Origin of the sequence: Pinibacter aurantiacus (assembly GCF_019130065.1) — a bacterium.
GTDB classification, from domain to species: domain Bacteria; phylum Bacteroidota; class Bacteroidia; order Chitinophagales; family Chitinophagaceae; genus Pinibacter; species Pinibacter aurantiacus.
Map to the genome: position 1 here is coordinate 642,973 of NZ_JAHSPG010000001.1, position 18,860 is coordinate 661,832.

Annotated in this window: 11 protein-coding genes; all 11 read right to left on the reverse strand. The window is 43.5% G+C overall.

Features of this window, described 5'->3' with window-relative positions:
• Positions 1–91: 91 nt before the first annotated feature.
• The 11 genes from KTO63_RS02335 to KTO63_RS02385 all read right to left on the reverse strand — a co-directional run bounded on the left by KTO63_RS02335 (position 92) and on the right by KTO63_RS02385 (position 18,855).
• A complete protein-coding gene (locus KTO63_RS02335) occupies positions 92–1,174 on the reverse strand; it encodes a glycoside hydrolase family 18 protein (RefSeq protein ID WP_217789513.1) in 1,083 nt (360 codons plus the stop codon).
• Positions 1,175–1,280: 106 nt separating this feature from the next.
• Positions 1,281–2,717, reverse strand: a complete 1,437-nt coding sequence (locus KTO63_RS02340) for an alpha-L-fucosidase (RefSeq protein WP_217789514.1) — start codon at positions 2,715–2,717, stop codon at positions 1,281–1,283.
• A 108-nt stretch (positions 2,718–2,825) separates the two neighbouring features.
• The gene (locus KTO63_RS02345; protein WP_217789515.1) at positions 2,826–4,073 is read right to left on the reverse strand and encodes an ROK family protein; all 1,248 of its coding nucleotides are present in this window, start codon (positions 4,071–4,073) and stop codon (positions 2,826–2,828) included.
• 278 nt (positions 4,074–4,351) lie between these two features.
• Positions 4,352–5,947: a SusD/RagB family nutrient-binding outer membrane lipoprotein gene (locus KTO63_RS02350; protein WP_217789516.1), complete on the reverse strand. Its 1,596-nt coding sequence runs from the start codon at positions 5,945–5,947 to the stop codon at positions 4,352–4,354.
• Positions 5,948–6,078: 131 nt separating this feature from the next.
• Positions 6,079–9,555 carry a SusC/RagA family TonB-linked outer membrane protein gene (locus tag KTO63_RS02355; protein ID WP_217789517.1) on the reverse strand — a complete coding sequence of 1,159 codons (3,477 nt, stop codon included), beginning with the start codon at positions 9,553–9,555 and terminating at the stop codon, positions 6,079–6,081.
• A 499-nt stretch (positions 9,556–10,054) separates the two neighbouring features.
• Complete coding sequence (locus KTO63_RS02360; protein ID WP_217789518.1) at positions 10,055–11,398, reverse strand: glycoside hydrolase family 27 protein; 1,344 nt, start codon at positions 11,396–11,398, stop codon at positions 10,055–10,057.
• A 335-nt stretch (positions 11,399–11,733) separates the two neighbouring features.
• The gene (locus KTO63_RS02365; RefSeq protein WP_217789519.1) at positions 11,734–12,864 is read right to left on the reverse strand and encodes a glycoside hydrolase family 88/105 protein; all 1,131 of its coding nucleotides are present in this window, start codon (positions 12,862–12,864) and stop codon (positions 11,734–11,736) included.
• A gap of 32 nt (positions 12,865–12,896) precedes the next feature.
• Positions 12,897–15,059, reverse strand: coding sequence for a hypothetical protein (locus KTO63_RS02370; RefSeq protein ID WP_217789520.1), 2,163 nt, complete (start codon positions 15,057–15,059; stop codon positions 12,897–12,899).
• A 13-nt stretch (positions 15,060–15,072) separates the two neighbouring features.
• Entirely contained in the window at positions 15,073–15,852 is a 780-nt protein-coding gene (locus KTO63_RS02375; RefSeq protein ID WP_217789521.1) for a rhamnogalacturonan acetylesterase, read from the reverse strand.
• A gap of 112 nt (positions 15,853–15,964) precedes the next feature.
• Positions 15,965–17,401 carry a glycoside hydrolase family 28 protein gene (locus tag KTO63_RS02380; protein ID WP_217789522.1) on the reverse strand — a complete coding sequence of 479 codons (1,437 nt, stop codon included), beginning with the start codon at positions 17,399–17,401 and terminating at the stop codon, positions 15,965–15,967.
• Positions 17,402–17,967: 566 nt separating this feature from the next.
• Entirely contained in the window at positions 17,968–18,855 is an 888-nt protein-coding gene (locus KTO63_RS02385) for a PorP/SprF family type IX secretion system membrane protein (RefSeq protein WP_217789523.1), read from the reverse strand.
• Between the last annotated feature and the right edge of the window lie 5 nt (positions 18,856–18,860).

Below are 18,860 nucleotides of genomic sequence, written 5' to 3' on the forward strand. Positions count from 1 at the left end.
AAATCCCAAATTTCAAATCATATAAATCATGAAAACCATGACAATCTGCGTTCCTCTCATTTTCAAATCTTCAAATCTTCAAATTCTCAAATTATTTCCTCCTCGTTTCATCTATCACATCCAGCAAACCGTTCTGAAAGGAGTCGTCTGCCAATTGCCAGAACATGACGCCGTTTAATTTTTTCCTCATCACATATTTCGTTTTCAAACTAATGGAAACGGAATCATCGTAAGTCACAAAATATTTCAGCGAATCGTTGTACAAGTAAGGAGCTTCGGCTACTTTGTCCCAATACTTTTTATAACCATTGACGGCAGAAAATGTACTGTCAAATTTCCTCCAGGATACGCCTCTGAAAAAATGTGTCGGTTGATATAAGCCGTTATTGGCGTTCGTTGTGTTTGCAAAAATACGTGCGTAAAATGCCGCGCCAATGGCAATTTTATTTGCAGGGACACCCCATTTCAGCAAGCGCTTTACGCCAGCATCAACGGATGAATATTGCTCAGGTGTTGAATACAGCGGCGTATGGTGGCCGCTTACCGTATCAAATCCACTTACAAGGTCGTAACTCATCAGGTTCACGCGGTCGGCATATTTCATCACTTGTTTCCATTCAAAACTTGAATCGATGTGGTGTTTTAAACCGCCTGCTGCAAAACTGATTTCAGCAGAGGAGCCCAACGCATTGCGCAGGTCGCGCATAAGTTTTGTGAAATTAGCCCTGTCTTCGGTCATGTACTGATGGCCCGGATAGCCAACCACCGCGGGATATTCCCAATCTATGTCAATGCCATCTGTATGAAAATAATCGGTTAATTCTTTCGCTGTTTGTGCAAATGTTTTTCTTTTGATGCTGTCTGCAAAAACAGGTGAACAATACTGGCAGCCGCCCCAGCCGCCCATCGACAGCATGACTTTCAATTGAGGATTCCTGCTTTTCAATTTCACCATATTCTGAATGGTTGCACTATCCCTTGCATTGGCAATGACCATGGAATCATTTCGCAAATGGGCAAAACTGAAAATCAGGTGCGTGATCTTTTCGATGGGAAAACTATCCACCATGGTGGGCCTGCCCGCATAGTAAGCGATAACCGCGATCTTCTTTTTTTGAGCAACAGCACAATGCATCAAAACGAATGTGGATATTATCAAAAAGATAGTTCTCATGAAATGATTTTAATAATTGAAAATTGAAAGTTGAAAATTGAAAATGCTTTCGGTGCGTCACTCGTTTTCAATTTTCAACTTTCAACTTTCAATTTTCAACTAATGCTTAGTTGTTGATTCTAAAACAAACGGCATGCTGTCCAATCGTTTTGCCTTGCAGCTTTTTAGGAACATTAATGATGAGTTTATCGCCGTCCTGTTTCCAGCTTAGTTTGTCTTTGTAACCCAATAATGTAACGGTTGCTTTTTTCTGGGGAGCATATCCTTCAACAACTACTTTATCAGAAAGTGTTATATCGTCGTTTTCCGGTAAATAGAAAGCATATACCGCATTCTTTTTTGTTGATTGCGTAAAGAATATATTGCCTGAAGAGTACGGTTCCATTGGCTTTGTATCATAAATACCTTCCTGGTTTATCTTCATCCAGTTGCCGATTTCTTTTAATCTCAGATAAGCTGTGTCGGCAAAATCACCCTGGGGCGAAGGTCCGATATTCAATAAAAGGTTACCGCCTCTTGACACGATTTTAATCAACAGCTGCACCAATGTCTTTGTGCTTTTATAATGATCGTTTGGAACATAGCTCCATGAATCGCCCATGGTCATACAAGACTCCCAGGGATGACCCAATGGTTTTGCAGGAACTTGTTGTTCGGGCGTTACATAGTTTTCGTATTCGCCGGTAACAGTGCGATCCACCACGAGCAAGCCCGGCTGGTGGCTCCTTGCCATTGCTGCAATTTTTGGCATGTCGATGTCCTGGTCGAAAGGAATACTCTTCTGCCAGTCAACGTTTTGATCGATCGTTTTGTGAGGTCTTACCCAGCCACCGTCGAGCCAAAGTATATCCATTGAACCGTATCCGGTCATCAATTCCTGGATCTGGTTGTAGGTAAATTGTTTAAAGGCATTCCAATGATCCGGATATTTTTTAGGATCGTAGTTTACATTCCTGTTTTTCGGCGGAAAGTATGACCACCAGTAGTTTTCAGTGTGCCAGTCAGGTTTTGAAAAATATGCCCCGATCAGGAAACCATCTTTTCTGAATGCATCAAAAACCTCTTTTGCCACATTGCTTTTTGGGCTAGAGGAAAATGGTGTCTTGGGAGAAGTGATCTTGTAGTCTGTTTCTTTGGTATCAAACATGCAAAAGCCATCATGGTGTTTTGTGGTAAACACCACGTATTTCATGCCGGCATCTTTTGCGGCCGCTGCCCATTTGGAAGGATCGAATTGTGTGGGATTGAATGTTGTCTGTAAATTTTCGTATGCTTTTTTGTAGGTATTATAATCGGCCGAGTAAGGCCCGCGACGCTCGCACCAGCCCTCATCTTCAGGGCATATGCTCCAGCTTTCTACTATGCCCCATTGGCTGTAAGTGCCCCAATGCATAAGCAGTCCAAACTTAATATCCTGCCAATGCGAAAGTTTTGCACGCACCAGGGTGTCAGATGGCACAACATAATCTTTGGATGTATTGTGTTGCTGCGCGTTTGCAAATAGTCCTGAAAACAACAAAAAGAGAGCGATGATTTTTTTCATCTGTAGATTTTTCATTTTTTATTTTTGTCGGATGCCCGCCTGAACGACCTTGTCGGGCGGGGAATTCGCCCCGCGCCATCGGCAGGCGGAGCTCATTTCATATTAATTCTATTGGAGACTTATTTTTCTTTTAATGGCTGAGCTGTATGTTTTGGCATGTGTCATGGGAGGTATTGAAAGTTTTTTGCCACCATAATTTTCTATCACCAGCGCTGCGGCTCCAATGATTTCCGATTCATATCCAAGTTCAGATACTTTGATTTCTGTATTCATTTGTAAGCGTGGAATGCAATGTTCATTGAGTGCCTGTTGAATGGTAGGCAACCATATTTTTCCTGCAGAAGACCCCCTGCCGCTAAGAACGACCAGTGAGGGGTTCAATAAATGTATAAGGATCGCCAGGCCGCGGCCAATATTATAGCCGGCCTCCGAAAATAGTTCTATGCTGAATTTATCTCCTTTTATCACCGCTTCTATGATGGCTTCGTATGCTTGCTCGTAGTGATTTTCAGGTAATTTCTTCAACAGCGAAACGCCTTTTGTTTTTAATCCTTCAATGGCGTTTTCTACCACAAGGCTAAGGGATGCTTCGGTTTGCAGACATCCTCTTTTGCCACATGTGCAAAGCTTATTGTTCACAAAAAGTGGTATGTGGCTAAACTCTCCGGCAAATCCATTATGGCCGCGAAAAAGCTGGCCATTTAATATCATACCTAAACCAACGCCCCAGCTAATATTAACGACCATCGCATCGGCAACATGTTTTGCTGCGCCGAAGCGCAGCTCAGCTAGTGCTACAAGACTGGAATCATTGTCGATGAAAACGGGGATACCCGTTTTGCCGGAAATATAATCAGAGATGCTTTGACCATCCGAATCAAGAAAAGAATAATTGAGCCCTTTTGCTGCGTCCACAAATCCGGGCATTCCGATGCCGATTCCTACAATTTTTTGTTTGTCAACTTTAGAAGCTTTTATCGCTTCATTTATTCTATTGGTGAGTACTGCCAGATCTTCTTTTGATTTGCCCAGCGGTAATTCAAATCTGTCAACCGGTATTACGTAATGGTTTTGCATGTCCATCACAGCGATCCGTGTAACAAGCTGGTCCATCGCTACGGCCACAACGTACATTTCATCTGGCCTGATCCTGTAAGTTACCGCACGCCTGCCGCCGGTAGATGCAGCCAGGCCCGTTTCTTCCACTTTTCCTTCCTCTATTAATTCATTGAGCATTTTGGTAGTAAGGGGCAGGCTTTTGTGAATAAGGTCACTGAGGTCCGAACAGGATAGTGTTTTGGCAAAATATAATTCAGTAAGGATTTTTTTTCGGTAGATATCTTTTTTTTCTGCCATATCTATAAGGATTTTAGCAAGGATAATGCTTAGGTCATAAAGAACCGATAGGCTCTTGGGTAAAAAAATGTGAATATAGTAAGACGTCGCGAAGTTATTAAGGTTACAATGATTGCGGACAAATATTTTATCCTAAAACTCCACGATGTTGGCAAAATCAATTAATAATTAATAATTAGTAATTAATATGGCCTCTCTCCCCCCTGACCGCTCTCCCAGCCGCATTTTATAGCGACTGCAACTCTATTAATTACTAATTATTAATTATTAATTGTTCTCTATTTTGCTATCCAAATCTTCGTACTATTAAGGTCAGTCCCTCCGGTGGCAGCTTTCCAGTTATCAAAATTATAGTTCAATTCCGGATCAGGATAAACAAAACGTTGGTAGGTTCCGAAATTGGCGGTATAATAAGCAGGATTTGTTGTTGACATCGGAGTCATGTTACCGGTTCTTCTTTGCAATGTCCACGCATCAAATGGTTGCCTGAACTGATCAATCCACAATTGCGCATATATCTGCTTCAATGCATTGGCTGCATTAGCCGCATCATACTTTGTGATTGGATTGTTGACCACTGCACTTATTTCAGCGCTTGTGGCAGTAGCAGACGCGGGTTTACCCACTACCCAAACCGGCGAGTTAAACGCAATGCTCTTCCACATATTCAAAGACGCTGCGATGCCGGCATTGTATTCTGCCGCCGCGGTCGTCTGATTTGCGGCAACGCCAAGGCCCCTGTTGTATACTTCGGCTTTTATGAAATGCACCTGTGCAGCAGTTAACATCAACTCAGGAATAGACTTTGTGTCCTGTTCGAAATACAGGTTAACCGGTGAATAAAGAGTACCTGCTTTCTTGTTCCATGTTGTAAAACGGTCGGTTGAATAAGGAGCGCCCCCCTCTGAAGGAGTAGATGTGGTAGGGTTTTGCGGATATGGCACCCACTCTCCTGCACCATTTGGCTCGTAGAAAAGTTTTGACCTGATATCAAAAATACCACTGCCGTCTTTATTGTTATTGCTTGACATAAGGCCCCACATAGTGGATCCCATGCGCAGGTAGCAGTTTGCTGAAAATGACCATTGGCGCCATTGGAATTCGAGGCCGGAAATTTTGGTTGGCCACAAACCAATATCGTTACCATCAGCCAGCAACGGTTTGGTTAGCGCTTCTGCAATGTGGGTTGCCGCGAGTGTGCTGTTTTTATCAGCCAGAGTAACAGCAACATACAGTCGCAAGCTATTGGCAAACTGTATCCATTTGGTGATGTCATTTTGCAGGAACGTTTCGTAGGCTCCTACTGAGTATTGATTGGAGTTGGTACTGAAATTGTCAACGGCCCATTTCAGGTCACTCAACATAGCAGCGTACACATCGGCTTGTTTATCGTAAACGGGCTTGTAACCAACTGAACCTTTCAATGGTGCATAGCCGGCCTGGGTGTAAGGGATGTCGCCATAGTAGTTTGTTACCTTAAATGTGCTGTAAGCCAAAATGGTTCTTAGCATCGCAGACACATTGTTATAAATAGTCGTGTCTTTCTCCTGGTGAATGCGATCCTGCAACAGCCTGTAATCACCCATGGCCTGGTAGTAGTTTTGCCAAACGCTTGCCTTGGCATTATCGTATGGATAAGCGCCGGAGGTAACTATTGCCTGTTGCGTGATGGGATAAAGCCATGAATTCATGACTGAATACTCGCCGCTCACCATAGGCAGGGAACTAACGATTGCGTTATAAACCTGCGGGGTCGGCGCAGTCGTAGGATCCACAGGTGGCGTATTGATCGTTTCAAAATCTTTTGTGCAGGACCCTAACAGTACTGCGGACAATAAGATCATGTACCCGGTTTTGTTTATTATGTGTGTCATCTGTGTTTTTTTTATCGTGAATGGTCAATCGATAATCGTGAATTGGTGATTGCGATAGGGCTTTTGCTAAACAGGGTGAACCCGGCAACTAAACGGCCCATTCACGTTTCACCATTCTCCATTCACGATGTTTACAGTTTTAGTTTTAGTTGAAATCCAAGGTCTCTTGTGCCAGGGAACTCTGCCCACTGAATACCTTGTCCGTTACCGATACCGTTAATCGCTTCAGGATTCAGGTTGTCCGGTAGTGTTGTGAAGAGGTAGAACAGGTTGCGACCAACAAATGCGATGTCCATACCCTGAAGCACTTTTGTGCGTTTCACAATTTTCGATGGCACGCTGTAAGTGAGGGTCAACTCTCTTAATTTACCCCACGAGTTGGTGAAAACGGAATTACTACGAGGCATTTTCACATTGGACCATGCCGCATATTGCCCTGAATATTTATACATGTACTGAACCACATCTTTGTTTGGTTTGCCATCTTGATACACGCCATCCAGTATCACACCATGATTAGCAGTTGTACCATCAGGATAGGTGTATGCAAGGCCGCCGCCATCTCTTTCTTTCAACGTTTCCGGAGCCAGACCTTCGCTCATGGCCGCACCGTAGTCTGCAGAGAATATCTGGCCACCCAGTTTGAAATCGGTCATTATGTACAGACTGAAATTTTTATAACGGAAAGTGTTGGCGATACCACCGGTAAGTTTTGGAGTAGAGTTACCAATAGGAACAGGATCCTGTGTTGTTACGTACTGAGTACCTACTACTTTGCTTGGATTCGTTTTATCAAGCACAGGAGCCACTACTTTTTTACCATCTTTATAAGTGTAATCATAGCCATAAATGGTACCATAGTTTTCACCGGCTTTCACTCTCACCATTACGCCATTGGTTCCCCACAAATTCTGCAGGTCATATACATCCATGCCTGGCGCCAGGGATACGACTTTGTTTTGGTTATGCGCTCCGTTCACTGCTATGTTCCAGCTAAAGTCTTTGCTTTGAATAGCTGTGGCTCTGACAATAAATTCAAATCCTTTGTTGGAAAGTTCGCCTGAATTGAACACCACCTGAGTTGCGCCAGAGGATGTCGCTACGGAATTCTGCATAATCTGCGATGTCGCTTTGGTTTGGTAGTAGGTCAATTCAAAATTCAATCTGTTGTTGAACATACCGGCTTCCAGGCCAAATTCGAATGATTTATTACGTTGAGGCACCAGGAATCCTCCCGGAGGAAGTGATTGCTGATAACCACGCACGGGTAATCCCCCAAATGCGGTAGGTGCATTGCCATTCATATAATTGCCGATCACATTGCGGTTATAAGTATACACAGACAGGTAAGGCGGTGCTCCGTTGGCGCTTTCCGCGTATGATGCTTTTAATTTACCATGATTTAACCACGTAAGATTTTGCAATGGCTTGATGGATTCCGTGAACACCCAGCTCAAGCTGGCTGAAGGGAAGAAATAAGAAGCTGTTTGCTCTGGCAGTGTTGAGGACCAGTCATTGCGTCCAGTAACCTGTAAGAACAAGAAATCGTTGTAGGACACATCCAACAAACCGAAGATAGAATTCAGGTTAAGATCGTTCCAAACTTCTACTGGTGGTGTTATTGTTCCGGCGGTTGTATTGGAAAGGTTGTATTTATAAGGCGTTGACCATGGATAAACACTAGCCTTGCCATAAACGGCATTGGGTTCACCGCTGTTCCATGCATTGTTGTCATACATTCTTGATTTCAGTGCACTGTTACCAATCATCAGGCTGGTATTGAATTTGGAACCAAAGATGTTGTTTTTATGAACCGTGGTGAACAGCTCAAGGTTCACATCTGAGTTCTTTATTCCTTCAATACCATACTGGCCCTGTACACCTTGTGCATCAATAGGGCTATACTTGCTTTCAACGGAAGTATTGGCACTGTTTATGGAAGCCCGGCCGCTAATGTTGAGCCATGGCGTAAAGTCCGCAGAGAGTTTCACAGAACCCAATAACTGGTTCCTTGTTAACCGTTGATTTTGCTCAAAGAGGTGCCAGAATAATTTGTCGTTGTAGTTATTCTGGTAAGGATAGTAACCAAACGGAGAATCCTGCACGTAATTCTTTCTGCTGCCATCCGGATTTTTATAGTTGCTAAACTCAAGCGGTTTATAATCTCTCGGCATGGAATAGATCATGAAGTTGCTCCATCCAAAGTCGTTCGCAATATCAGGAACGTTCAGTCTGTTGTAGTTTGTATAGGTAGCGGTAACTTCTGCTTTCAGTATTTTTGAGACATTCAGATTTGCACCAAGATTAATGGTGTTCTGATTGTAATTGCTGTTTTGAATAATCGCAGTATTGTCAATGCGGGTATAAGCCATACGCATGGTGCCCCAATCACCTCCACTGCTGACAGCCACGTTATTGGTAGTGGTGTTACCGGTGCGGAAAAATGCTTTTCTGTTGTCCGGTTGCGGATCCCATTTGCGTTTTACGCCATCCCACCAAATGATTTCTGAGCCATCCAGTTTATGCCCCCATGAAGTAGCCGGACCGTACCAGCTAAAGATATCCCATGTGGAATAACCGCCCGGAATAGCTCCTGCCACCTGGTATGCATCACCCGCAGGTGTGCCATCCCATGGGTAGTTGCCTGGATAACGGGCATTACCATTCGCATCTTTTGGAAAATCAAGATTGGCTGACCAAAGAGAATTCGCTCCTCCGTAGCCGTAAGAATTTTGAACGGTTTGAAAACGATATGGATCTGTCCACAAAGAAGATAGATTATAGTCCAGCCCAACACCTGCACGTTTTCCACCTTTCTTTGTGGTGATAAGGATAACGCCGTTTGCACCGCGGGCACCATACAATGCCGCAGCTGTGGCACCTTTCAACACAGTAACGTCCTGGATATCATCACTATTGATAGTATTTAAAAAAGAACCCCAGTCTTTAGGGCTGATGAGGTCGGTTGTAGGCGAAGTAGTACCAGAAGTTACAGTACCAAGGTTGCCTTGCTGACCACCGATAGGGTCATTCGTTACCTGAATACCATCCATAACGATCAGCGGCTGGTTACTGCCTTGTATACTGTTGTTACCACGGATAACTATCCTCTGAGAGTTACCCTGAACACCATTTGGATTTGTGATGTTCAAGCCCGCGGACTTACCCATAAGGCCAGTTGCAAGATCCGGAGGACTGGCTCTGGTAATTTCAGAGCCCACCACTTTTTGGGCAGAGTAACCAATAGACTTTGCTTCTCTTTTAATGCCCAAACCTGTTACCACAACATCGGTAAGGTTGGAAGAAGCGCCAGGAGTTAATCCGACGGTCATGTCTGTGCTGCTGGCTTTAACTTCTGAAGCAGCATAACCAACTGAGGTGAAAACTAAAGTGGCGCCGGCCGGTACAGATTTCATGGTAAATCTACCGTTGCCATCTGTAATTGCGGCGACTTTGCCATTTTTAAGGGCAACACTTACACCGGGGACAGGCTGTCCCTTGTCATCTTTAACAGTTCCGGAAACTGTTTGGGTTTGCTGAGCCAGGGCAAAAGTGCACCAAAGACAAAGCAGCAAACAAAAGCTGATGGAGTTTTTGATTTGGTTCATTGTAGGCAGTTGTTTATTAAATGCAATGGTTTGAGCGGGAGTTGCTAAGGCAGAAAGGAGTTCATTAAAACCAAAAAGCTTAACAACCCTTTCATTAAAACTAATGTTAAAAAATCAGACTTTATAATTTTTTTATATAAGTTTTTAAAAAAACATCATTTTGAAGGAAAGTTTGTGCTTAAAAAAATGAAAGTAAGAAGCAGGGGAAAGTAAAAATTAAAAAGTCAAAAATCAAAAGGGGTTCAAGATCATTTGAGAATCTTTTGAATTTTGCCTTCTGAATTTTGACTTCGACAATTGAAAAAAGGTGAAATTAAAAAGTCAAAAGTCAAAAGGGATTCAAGATCATTTGAGAATCATTTGAATTTTGCCTTCTGAATTTTGCCTTCGACAATTGAAAAAGGTGAAATTAAAAAGTCAAAAGTCAAAAGCTATTCAAAATCGTTGGAGACTTTTGAATTTTACTTTTGACTTTTGACTTTCGAATTCGACTTCTGCTTTATTTCAACCTAAATAATTTACAGCTGTGCCGCGCCAATGTTGCTGATACGCTGCCCGTTGCTTTGCCCGCTGCTTTTCCGGTCCACATATCAGTTACGGACACTGTTTTGGTTATTCCCAAATCAGACAACGGAACTGATATCTCAAGCGGCTTTTCATCGTCGGAAATATTAAACAGCGCAAGGTATCTTTCGCCCGTTTTAGCGTTCACCGATGTAACCGCGAGCTTACCATCTTTTTGAAACAATTGTTTTACGTCTTTGCCATCGCGATGCATTTTCAAAACAGCTTTGTTGGTCAACAAAGAATTTGTAAATGCGTCAAGGCTTGGCATATCGCCGCCAAACATCAGCGGAGAGCGGAAAATAGTGAAGAAGGTCATCAGCGAAAATTGTTCATCCTTTGTAAGCCTTGTCGGGCGGTCGCCACCGCGCTCGCCGCGAATGGATAGTCTTCCAAGCGGAATCATATCGCAATCCGGCCAGGTGCCCGGCTGAATGTACGGATACCATTGTTCGGCAACTTTCATCAGGTGCGTAATGTGTGGCCACGTGTCCCACACGTCATCCACCATGCGCCACATGTTGGCGTGGGTGCGCACGTGATCTGCTTTGCCAATTGGCGTTTCTCCCGGTGAAGTACTCAGGACGATCGGCCGTCCGGTACGATCAATGGCTTTCCTTATCAATTCAATTTCATCCTGATGATACGGACGTGAAAGATCGTCCACCTTTACAAAATCCACTCCCCATGAAGCATACAACTCGAAGATGGAATTGTAATATTCCTGCGCTCCCGTTTTGGAAGCGTCAACTGTATAATTATCTTTTAGCCATTCACATTGCATGGCAGTTGAGTATATCTGGTCAGCCGTAACGGTTGTTCCTTTAACGGGCAATTTCTTTTCCACCGCCTGTTTGGGAACACCACGCATTATGTGAATGCCGAATTTCAATCCTTTTGAATGGATGTAATCTGCAAGCGCCTTAAAACCCTTCCCATTCGCCGCACTGGGGAACCTGTTTACAGCTGGCAGGTATCTGCCATATTCATCCATCACATAGCGCGGGTCCGTTTGGTTATAGCCGCCGGCCTTGTCATTTTCCACAAACCACCTGATGTCGACCACAATATATTCCCAGCCGGATTTTTTCAGATGCTGCGCCATGTAATCCGCGTTGGCTTTCACTTCTGGCTCTGTAACGGTTGGTCCATAGCAATCCCAGCTGTTCCATCCCATCGGCGGTGTTTGGGCCCATTGCTTAAAGTCCGTTTGTGAAAAAGTCTTTGTGCTAAAAAATGAATAAAAAATTATTCCGGTAAGAAGAATTGTTTTTTTCATGGCAAAATGTTGGGAAAATTTTGATAACCGTTTTAAGTGTCAATTCAACACGAATATAATGACAATTAGGAATTAAAAATTCAATGTCGTTTAGTTAAGAAATATTTCGCAATCACCATTCCTGTTTAACGGGGCTTCGACAAGCTCAGCCTGACAGCGCGAACGAGCTGTCAGGCCGAGCTTGTCGAAGCCTTCTCGCTAACTAAACGACATTGAATTAAAAATTAGAATTTAGTTTCTGGCGCAAACTATTGAGAATTGCCACGTCTGTACGAAATGCTCAATTCCTAATTTTTAATTCCTAATTTCATTTTCCCTCCACCATTTTTTTCACGCTATTTCAATTTATACACCTCCGTGCCGCAAAGCAGGAAACAGCCCAGGCCATAATCTTCAAAGTCAGGCGTCTTATCATAACCTACCGGCTGTCCATCCTTAGGTTCTTTTCCGGTGCCTTGCAAAGATCCTAATTTACCATCTGTATGTACACAATCTTTTGCCATTGCATTCCATGCTTTTACTACAGCGGGCAAATAAGTATTTCTGTCAATCATATTGTTGTTTATTCCCCAGCTCATTCCATATACAAACAACGCTGTACCACTAAGTTCCTTACCACCAAAATGTGTGGAGTCATGCAGGCTCACGTTCCAGAAACCGTCCTCGCGTTGCAGCGGCAGCAGGGCTTTCAGCATATCCTTATAATCCTGTAAATACTCATTATAATGCGGATCCGTTGTTGGCAAAGTTTGCAATGTTTTCACCAGCGCTGCTACTACCCAACCATTTCCTCTGCTCCAGTAACAATCTTCGCCGTTTGGTTCTTTATATGGGGGAACAAAATCTTTATCCCTCCACCAAAGATGATCTGCGGGGTTGTACAAACCATTAACGCCATGCTTGAATTTTGTATAAGCATACATGTCATACATCCGGTTGTAGTAGCTTGTATCATTGTACAAATGACCGAGCTTCAGGTAAACAGGCATCGCCATTTGCAACGCATCTATCCAGTTCCAGTCATCAATTTTTGACGTAGCCTTCATTGAATCGATGCTCGCCTTGATGTCTTTTATCCTTTCTTCTTTTTTATCAATCAAATAAAGATCAATGTATGTTTGGCCGCAGCATTGGTTGTCTGCATTGCGTGTTGCAATGCCACCGCGCAGACCCCAGTTGTGCTTCTCGCCCCATTGCACAGCGTAATCGTAGTACGCCTGTTTTTTGTCAACGCTATACAAAGCCATTAATCCTTCGTAATACACTGCGCGTGTCCAGATATTGCTTGGGCGCTCAATGTTCGTCATGATGGGCTTTCCTGCATCCGGCCACTTTTGCATAAAGTAGCTGTTGGCAAGTGTGATTGACTTCAGCACATTCTTTTTCTTTGGCAACTTTTGTGCGAAGCCGCCTATCGCGGTTGCAGCCAATAATGTTGTTACTAAAATATTTTTACAAGCGTTCATGTATGTTAGTATTCTTGTGTTGTTTTCAAATGTTAAGGCATTTTTTGCAATCCTTCCCAACGCACTTTCCACTTACCATTTTTCGGAATGCCCGGCTCTTCTACGTTACAGCCATCGTATCCCGCACACATCATTGCAACGGCAGATAGCAACGCACCATTTCCAGGCAGGTAAATGCGCAATCTTCCATCCTGGTAATTGTGACCATTACTCAGGTATGTGTTTGTGGTGATTGGCATAAACAAAGCATCTATCGCTTTATCTGGCATACCAAGACGTGTTGCAGACATTGCCACCAAAGGGAAATCCCATCCCCAGGTTTCTGGCCATGACCAGTTGTTCCAAACCCAGTCAAATGTTTTACGCATCACCGCGGTGTCCATTTCTTTTACAGGCGGCAACATTCCCATCGCGCCCACTACTATGGGATGATCTGTCTTGTATTTTGGATTTGTGTAAGCATCAGCTGCACTTTCTGCAGGATAGTACAAACCGTTGGTTTGCGGTATCGTGGAAAGATGTTGCATTACATCATCATACTTTTTGTTTCGTGGCAAGCCGCAACGAACGCGCCATTCCTGCGCTGTAGCCAATGCCCATTGCCAGTAGGTCAGTTCAAATATTGGATTAAATGTCTCCGTTGCTTTAAAAGTTTCCTGCGCGGGTATTAACCCTTTGCCAAGAATGTAGCGGTTGGTGGCACTGTCCCAATGCGCGTAGGAAGCCATGAAATCCGCGGTTGCAAAAACATTTTCCTTGTATTTTTCAAGCGTCGCCTTGTTATGAAATTTCCTGTAGCACAACTCGGCAAAATAGATATAATGAGGTTGTTGCCAAATCAAAAATGCACCTACAGATGACGGACTTTCTGTTCCGGGATTGTCGGTCATTTTTTGCCAGCGTACACCATCATAACCTTGCCTTGTTGCAATGGCCTTTGCGTTTTTATACACTACAGGATCGCTGTACCAATCCATGGACTTTTGCAACAACTCCGGTCTGTTCCAAAAAGCATATTGTGCGGAATGCCACCAATGCATTTCCAGGTGCGGTTTTCCGTACCAGCTATTGAAAGTTAAACCGGTTTCCTGGGGCGGGTAATTACCGGACTCCTGCACGCGTAAAAGATATTGCGACAAAATAATTCTTCTCTCCAATTCAAATGCACGACTGTCGGTACTGCCTTTAAAGTCAACAGCAGCGCCTGTTTTCCAGTAGCTTGTCCATGCAGCATAACTACTTTGCAAACTCTGCAGATAATTTGGAATGGTTTCCTTTTCAGCTTTGCCAAATCTGCAACTGAAAGAAAATTGTCCTGTGCTATTTTGAGGAGCTAAAAGGAAATAATGATTTGCCTTCTTTGTCAATGAGGCTTTCCCTTTCCAGGAAAATTCTGTGAAATAAGTGGTTGTATCCAATGAATGTTTTACCCGTGCAAAATCATTTCCCTGCATTACAATCGCAGAAGTATGTTTATCCTCTGCTGCGTAATTTGTTCCGCCATCTAAAAATGCACCTGTGGGATATGGATATCGAAGAAACACTTTGAGACGACCCGCTTTCACCAACGATGAAGTGACGGCAACGGAGATAACATCATCTTCCTGGTTGGCAATGGTACTTACCATTACCTTCTCCCCTTCTATTAAAAAGGTAGAAACAATTTCTCCGGTCCATACATTCAACTGCTGAAACACTTTCTGGATGTCCTGAAGCGTAGCCAGTGTATTGTCTTTCTTTACAATTTCAAAACCAAGGTTGCCAAGTTGTAAACGATGTTCGTTGATCCTGTAATAGTCAGCAGATTTTTTATGAATACCGTCTTCGTTCCATTGCACGGCATAGCTTACATCGCGTCCGTTGAACTGGTATGTTTTTAACGCATCCTCTCTTTTATAATCGTTCGCATTGGGGAAGCTGTGCCAGCCCCATTCGCTTTCTGTGCCAAGGTTTACGCCATTTGCATATGCTTCCGGAAAAGATTGCAACCCGGTAATATCTACCGTAAATGCGAAGCGTCCATTGCCTACTGTGAGCGAACTTAGCGAATCATATTTGGCATTGATCACATTGTGGCGTTTTACCAAAGCCTCCCTGTCAATCTTCTCCTGTGCCTGCATTCCGGTATGCATCATAAGGCAAACGCCCGCCAGTAGAAATACTTTTTTATACAAACTTTTTTTTGTTCTGATCATTGCAAATCTTCTTTTACTTCGAAATAAATTTCTTCAGGCTGCACTTCTTCAAATCTTTCAATTGCTGCACTACTGTCTCTGTATTTAAGAGCGCTCCTTCACGATTGGTGTGCGTATGATCTTTCGGGAAAAATGTATTCACTTTTTGTTCACCAAGTTGATCATATTTGTCTGCTATTGCATTATGTATGTCAATGTAAAAAGCCTGCTGTGACTTAGCAGTTTGCTTTGCCCATGTGGGATATTCTTCGTTATTGCGGGCAAGGCTTCCATTTTTCCAGTTGTCACGCGGCACCGGTGAGCATACAATCGGTACGGCACCTTTGGCTTTCGCTTCGCTAATGAACTTGCGCATATACCAACCGTAAGTATAAACAACTTCCTGCTTTTTTGTAATAGGATTGTATATCTCTTTGCTCTCATCACCAATGCCTTTGATTGTACCGCGGGCTCGTGCTGTGTCATCCAGCGGACTACTGTCATTGTGACCAAATTGCATCAGCACGTAATCGCCCGGCTTCAACACTGCCAGGATATTTGCCCATCTACCTTCGTTGATGAAAGTACGGCTGCTCCTGCCTCCTATGGCATGGTTGCGCACACTTATTTTCGATGTATCAAAGTACTGGTACATAAAGCTCCCCCAGCCCCAGAGAGAATCTTTTCCTGTATCGTTGCCATTCTTCACCGTAGAATCACCAATGATGTAAAGTACGGGCTTTTCTTTTTGCATCATCTTGAAAGCAAAGAGGCCGATGATGCCGAGGAGGAATAATATTCTTATTTTTTTCATAGCAGAGTGATTTGCGAATAACTGAACTTGAAGATCGACTTTCCATCAATAATTCAATTATTCAATAATTCAACCCATCAGTTATTCAGTTACTCAGTTATTCAGTCATTGCTCACAGTTTCATATTCCCACTATTGCTCACCTTCAACGGCACATTATTGGCGGGAGTAAGCGTTACATCGCTAAACATCCATCCATCGGCAAAGCTTACTTCGCCCGCATCTGTTCCGCTAATGTGCACATTGGTAAAATGAAAATCTTTCAACGCCGATTGCTGCATGCCTTCTGCATTGATGATCTTTTTAACTCCTTTAGCAGTGATGTTAGATACGTAAATATTTCTGAAAGTGGGCGTACCCTGTGCCGGCTCTACTTTCTGCAATAATTTTTTCCAATGCTCAGGAATGGAATCATAGTTGTATGCAGGAGGTAATTTAGAATAGCTATAAGATGGGTTCCAGTTCATGGTGAAATGAAACGCAGTAGCTACACTATCCAATTGTATATTTTGAAAATGGATATCTTCTACCGTACCGCCTCTTGTGAAAGCAGATTTAATGTGAAAGCCATTGCCGGTTCCTTTACCGATAAGATCTGTAGCCAACACGTGCCTGATGCCACCGGAAGTTTCACTGCCAATGGTAAGCAGGCCGCCACCTTTGCGCGCAACGCATTTGCGGATCACTACATATTCTGTTGGTTTGTTTACGCGAAGCCCGTCACCATCGCGACCGGCTTTCAAACAGAAATCATCATCGTTGCAATCAATATCGCAGTTCTCAATTAACACCCACGTTGATGAGTCTACATCTACGCCGTCGGTACTTGGGCCTTTGCCATCCTCATTGTTTCTGATCACTAATCCATCTACAGAAACATAACTTGAGTACAATATCTGCACTGTCCAGAAACCTGCATTTTTGAAAGTAATTCCTTTCAAAGTCACATCGCTGGAATTCTGCACGAGCAAGGTTCTTACGCGTTTGGCATCATAGTCCACAATCCAGCGCAAGCCCTTGGGGTCATAGTCATTTTTGCGCATGTTCCAGTATTTGTCCCAACAAAATTTCCCCCTTGCATTTACAACACCATCGCCTGTTACCGCTGCCTTTTTCTGGCCAATTACATTGATGAGCGCTGCCGGCCATTTCATTTCAATACCTGCAATGCGGGTATCGATTTCAGGATAATCGGCAAAATCCTGGCTCCCCAAAATTGTAACGCCTTTATCGACACGAAAATTAACACCTGATTTTACAAACACACTTCCCATTACATACATTCCGGGTTGAAAGGTAACAACACCTCCACCTTTTTTGGCACAGTCATCAATGGCGGCTTGTATTGCTTTGGTAGAAATGTTGGTGGTGTCATTTGCCTTCGCGCCATATTTGTTTACGGAGAATATTTTTTTGGAGGAAGGTACACTGCGGGTGCCAACTTTTTTTGTCCAGCTCAGATCGGGACTTTGCGCATTAAGCGTTCCGCAAATGGCAGTAAACAAAACGGAGCATAGTAATAATCTTGACAACAGGGTTTTATTTGACATGGCTTACAATCTTGAGCGTACAAAATAGCATATTATAGGATTGTAGCTGTCCTGTTGCATCCTGAAAAAATAATTAGGAATTAAGAATTAAAAATTAAGAATTGGGGTCGCGGAGAGGTTACCAAACCTTACCGGTTTTTAAAACCCTGTCAGGTTTGGTGCTGCATCAAAGTAGAAAAAAGCCGCCGCCTCGGTTCGTGTCTTCACGAACCGAAATGTACACTCTGATAGTGGTGGTTCGTGGGGACACAAACCACAGCTACAGTTCGTATCTTTCTGTTGCGTCAACAAAACTCGTTTGTGATTTTTGCTTCGTAACATCTAACATGTCGCCCCTACGGAGCTGGCATTTCATGGCCGCCATTTCTTTTTTCTACGAACATATCGCCCCTCTGGGGCGCGTTACATTTCGGCTATGCCCCAGAGGGCAACATGTTAGTAGCGTACGCAACAAATCCGGAAACCCAAAGCCAGCCCCGTAGGGGCGACATGTCAGACAACTTGGTGCAACAAAAAAAGCAGCCTTCAATGAAGACTGCTTGTCACACCTACAATGTAAACGATCGCTATTTGATATTTACTTTCAGCGCTACTTCGTATTGCTGATTGTAATTGTATTTGTTTTTTGAACTGTAGAAAAAGTTTATTTCACCCAGGTTTTTCGCCATGATACCGAGGCCGCCCATTACGTTACCGGTGCTTTGCCAGTACACGCTTGCATGAAAGGCATCCTGCATTTCCAGTTGAAGACCTCCTGTGAAAATATTTTTCTGATCGTAAAACATTTTATACGCGGCCATTGGCTTTACGCTGATGCGCTCATCTTCACAGTTGAATTTATAAGAAGCCAAAACCTGCCCCATCGCAAGGTCACTGCTGCGGCCCGCAGAATCCTGCATGTAAGAACCAATGTTGTAACCTGTGGCTCCGATAGAAAAACGTTCGCCTTCAAATGACAATCCCAGATCGCCGTTGAACTGCATGCCTTTGTCGTTGAAGGTTTTGGCTGTATTATCTATCTGCCCATTGGATGTAAGTGCAGAATTATCCAGACGTTCTTTGTAAAAATTTAGACTACCTCCAATGCGCAAACTGTTTTTGTCACTCAGCTTCGCGACAAATGCATAGGACGCTGCACCCTGGTATCTTTGAAAGATGCCGCTTTTGTCTGAAGTAATAATGATGCCGACGCCGGATTTATCACCCAGCTTTGCGTCGCCTGCAAAGGTGATGAGTTTAGGAGCCCCTTCAAAACCAGACCATGATGTGTTCAGCAAACCATACAACCGGGTGCCATTCTGCCCTGCCAGTGCCGGGTTCCACAAATAGCCATCGCGATAATATTGAGAAATAGGATTATTGAAAAAATGTTGTGCACTTGCTGATGCACCTATGCAACAAGATGCCACAGATAGCAACAGCAACCGCAAACCTTTTTTGTTGATCTTTTTCATATGCT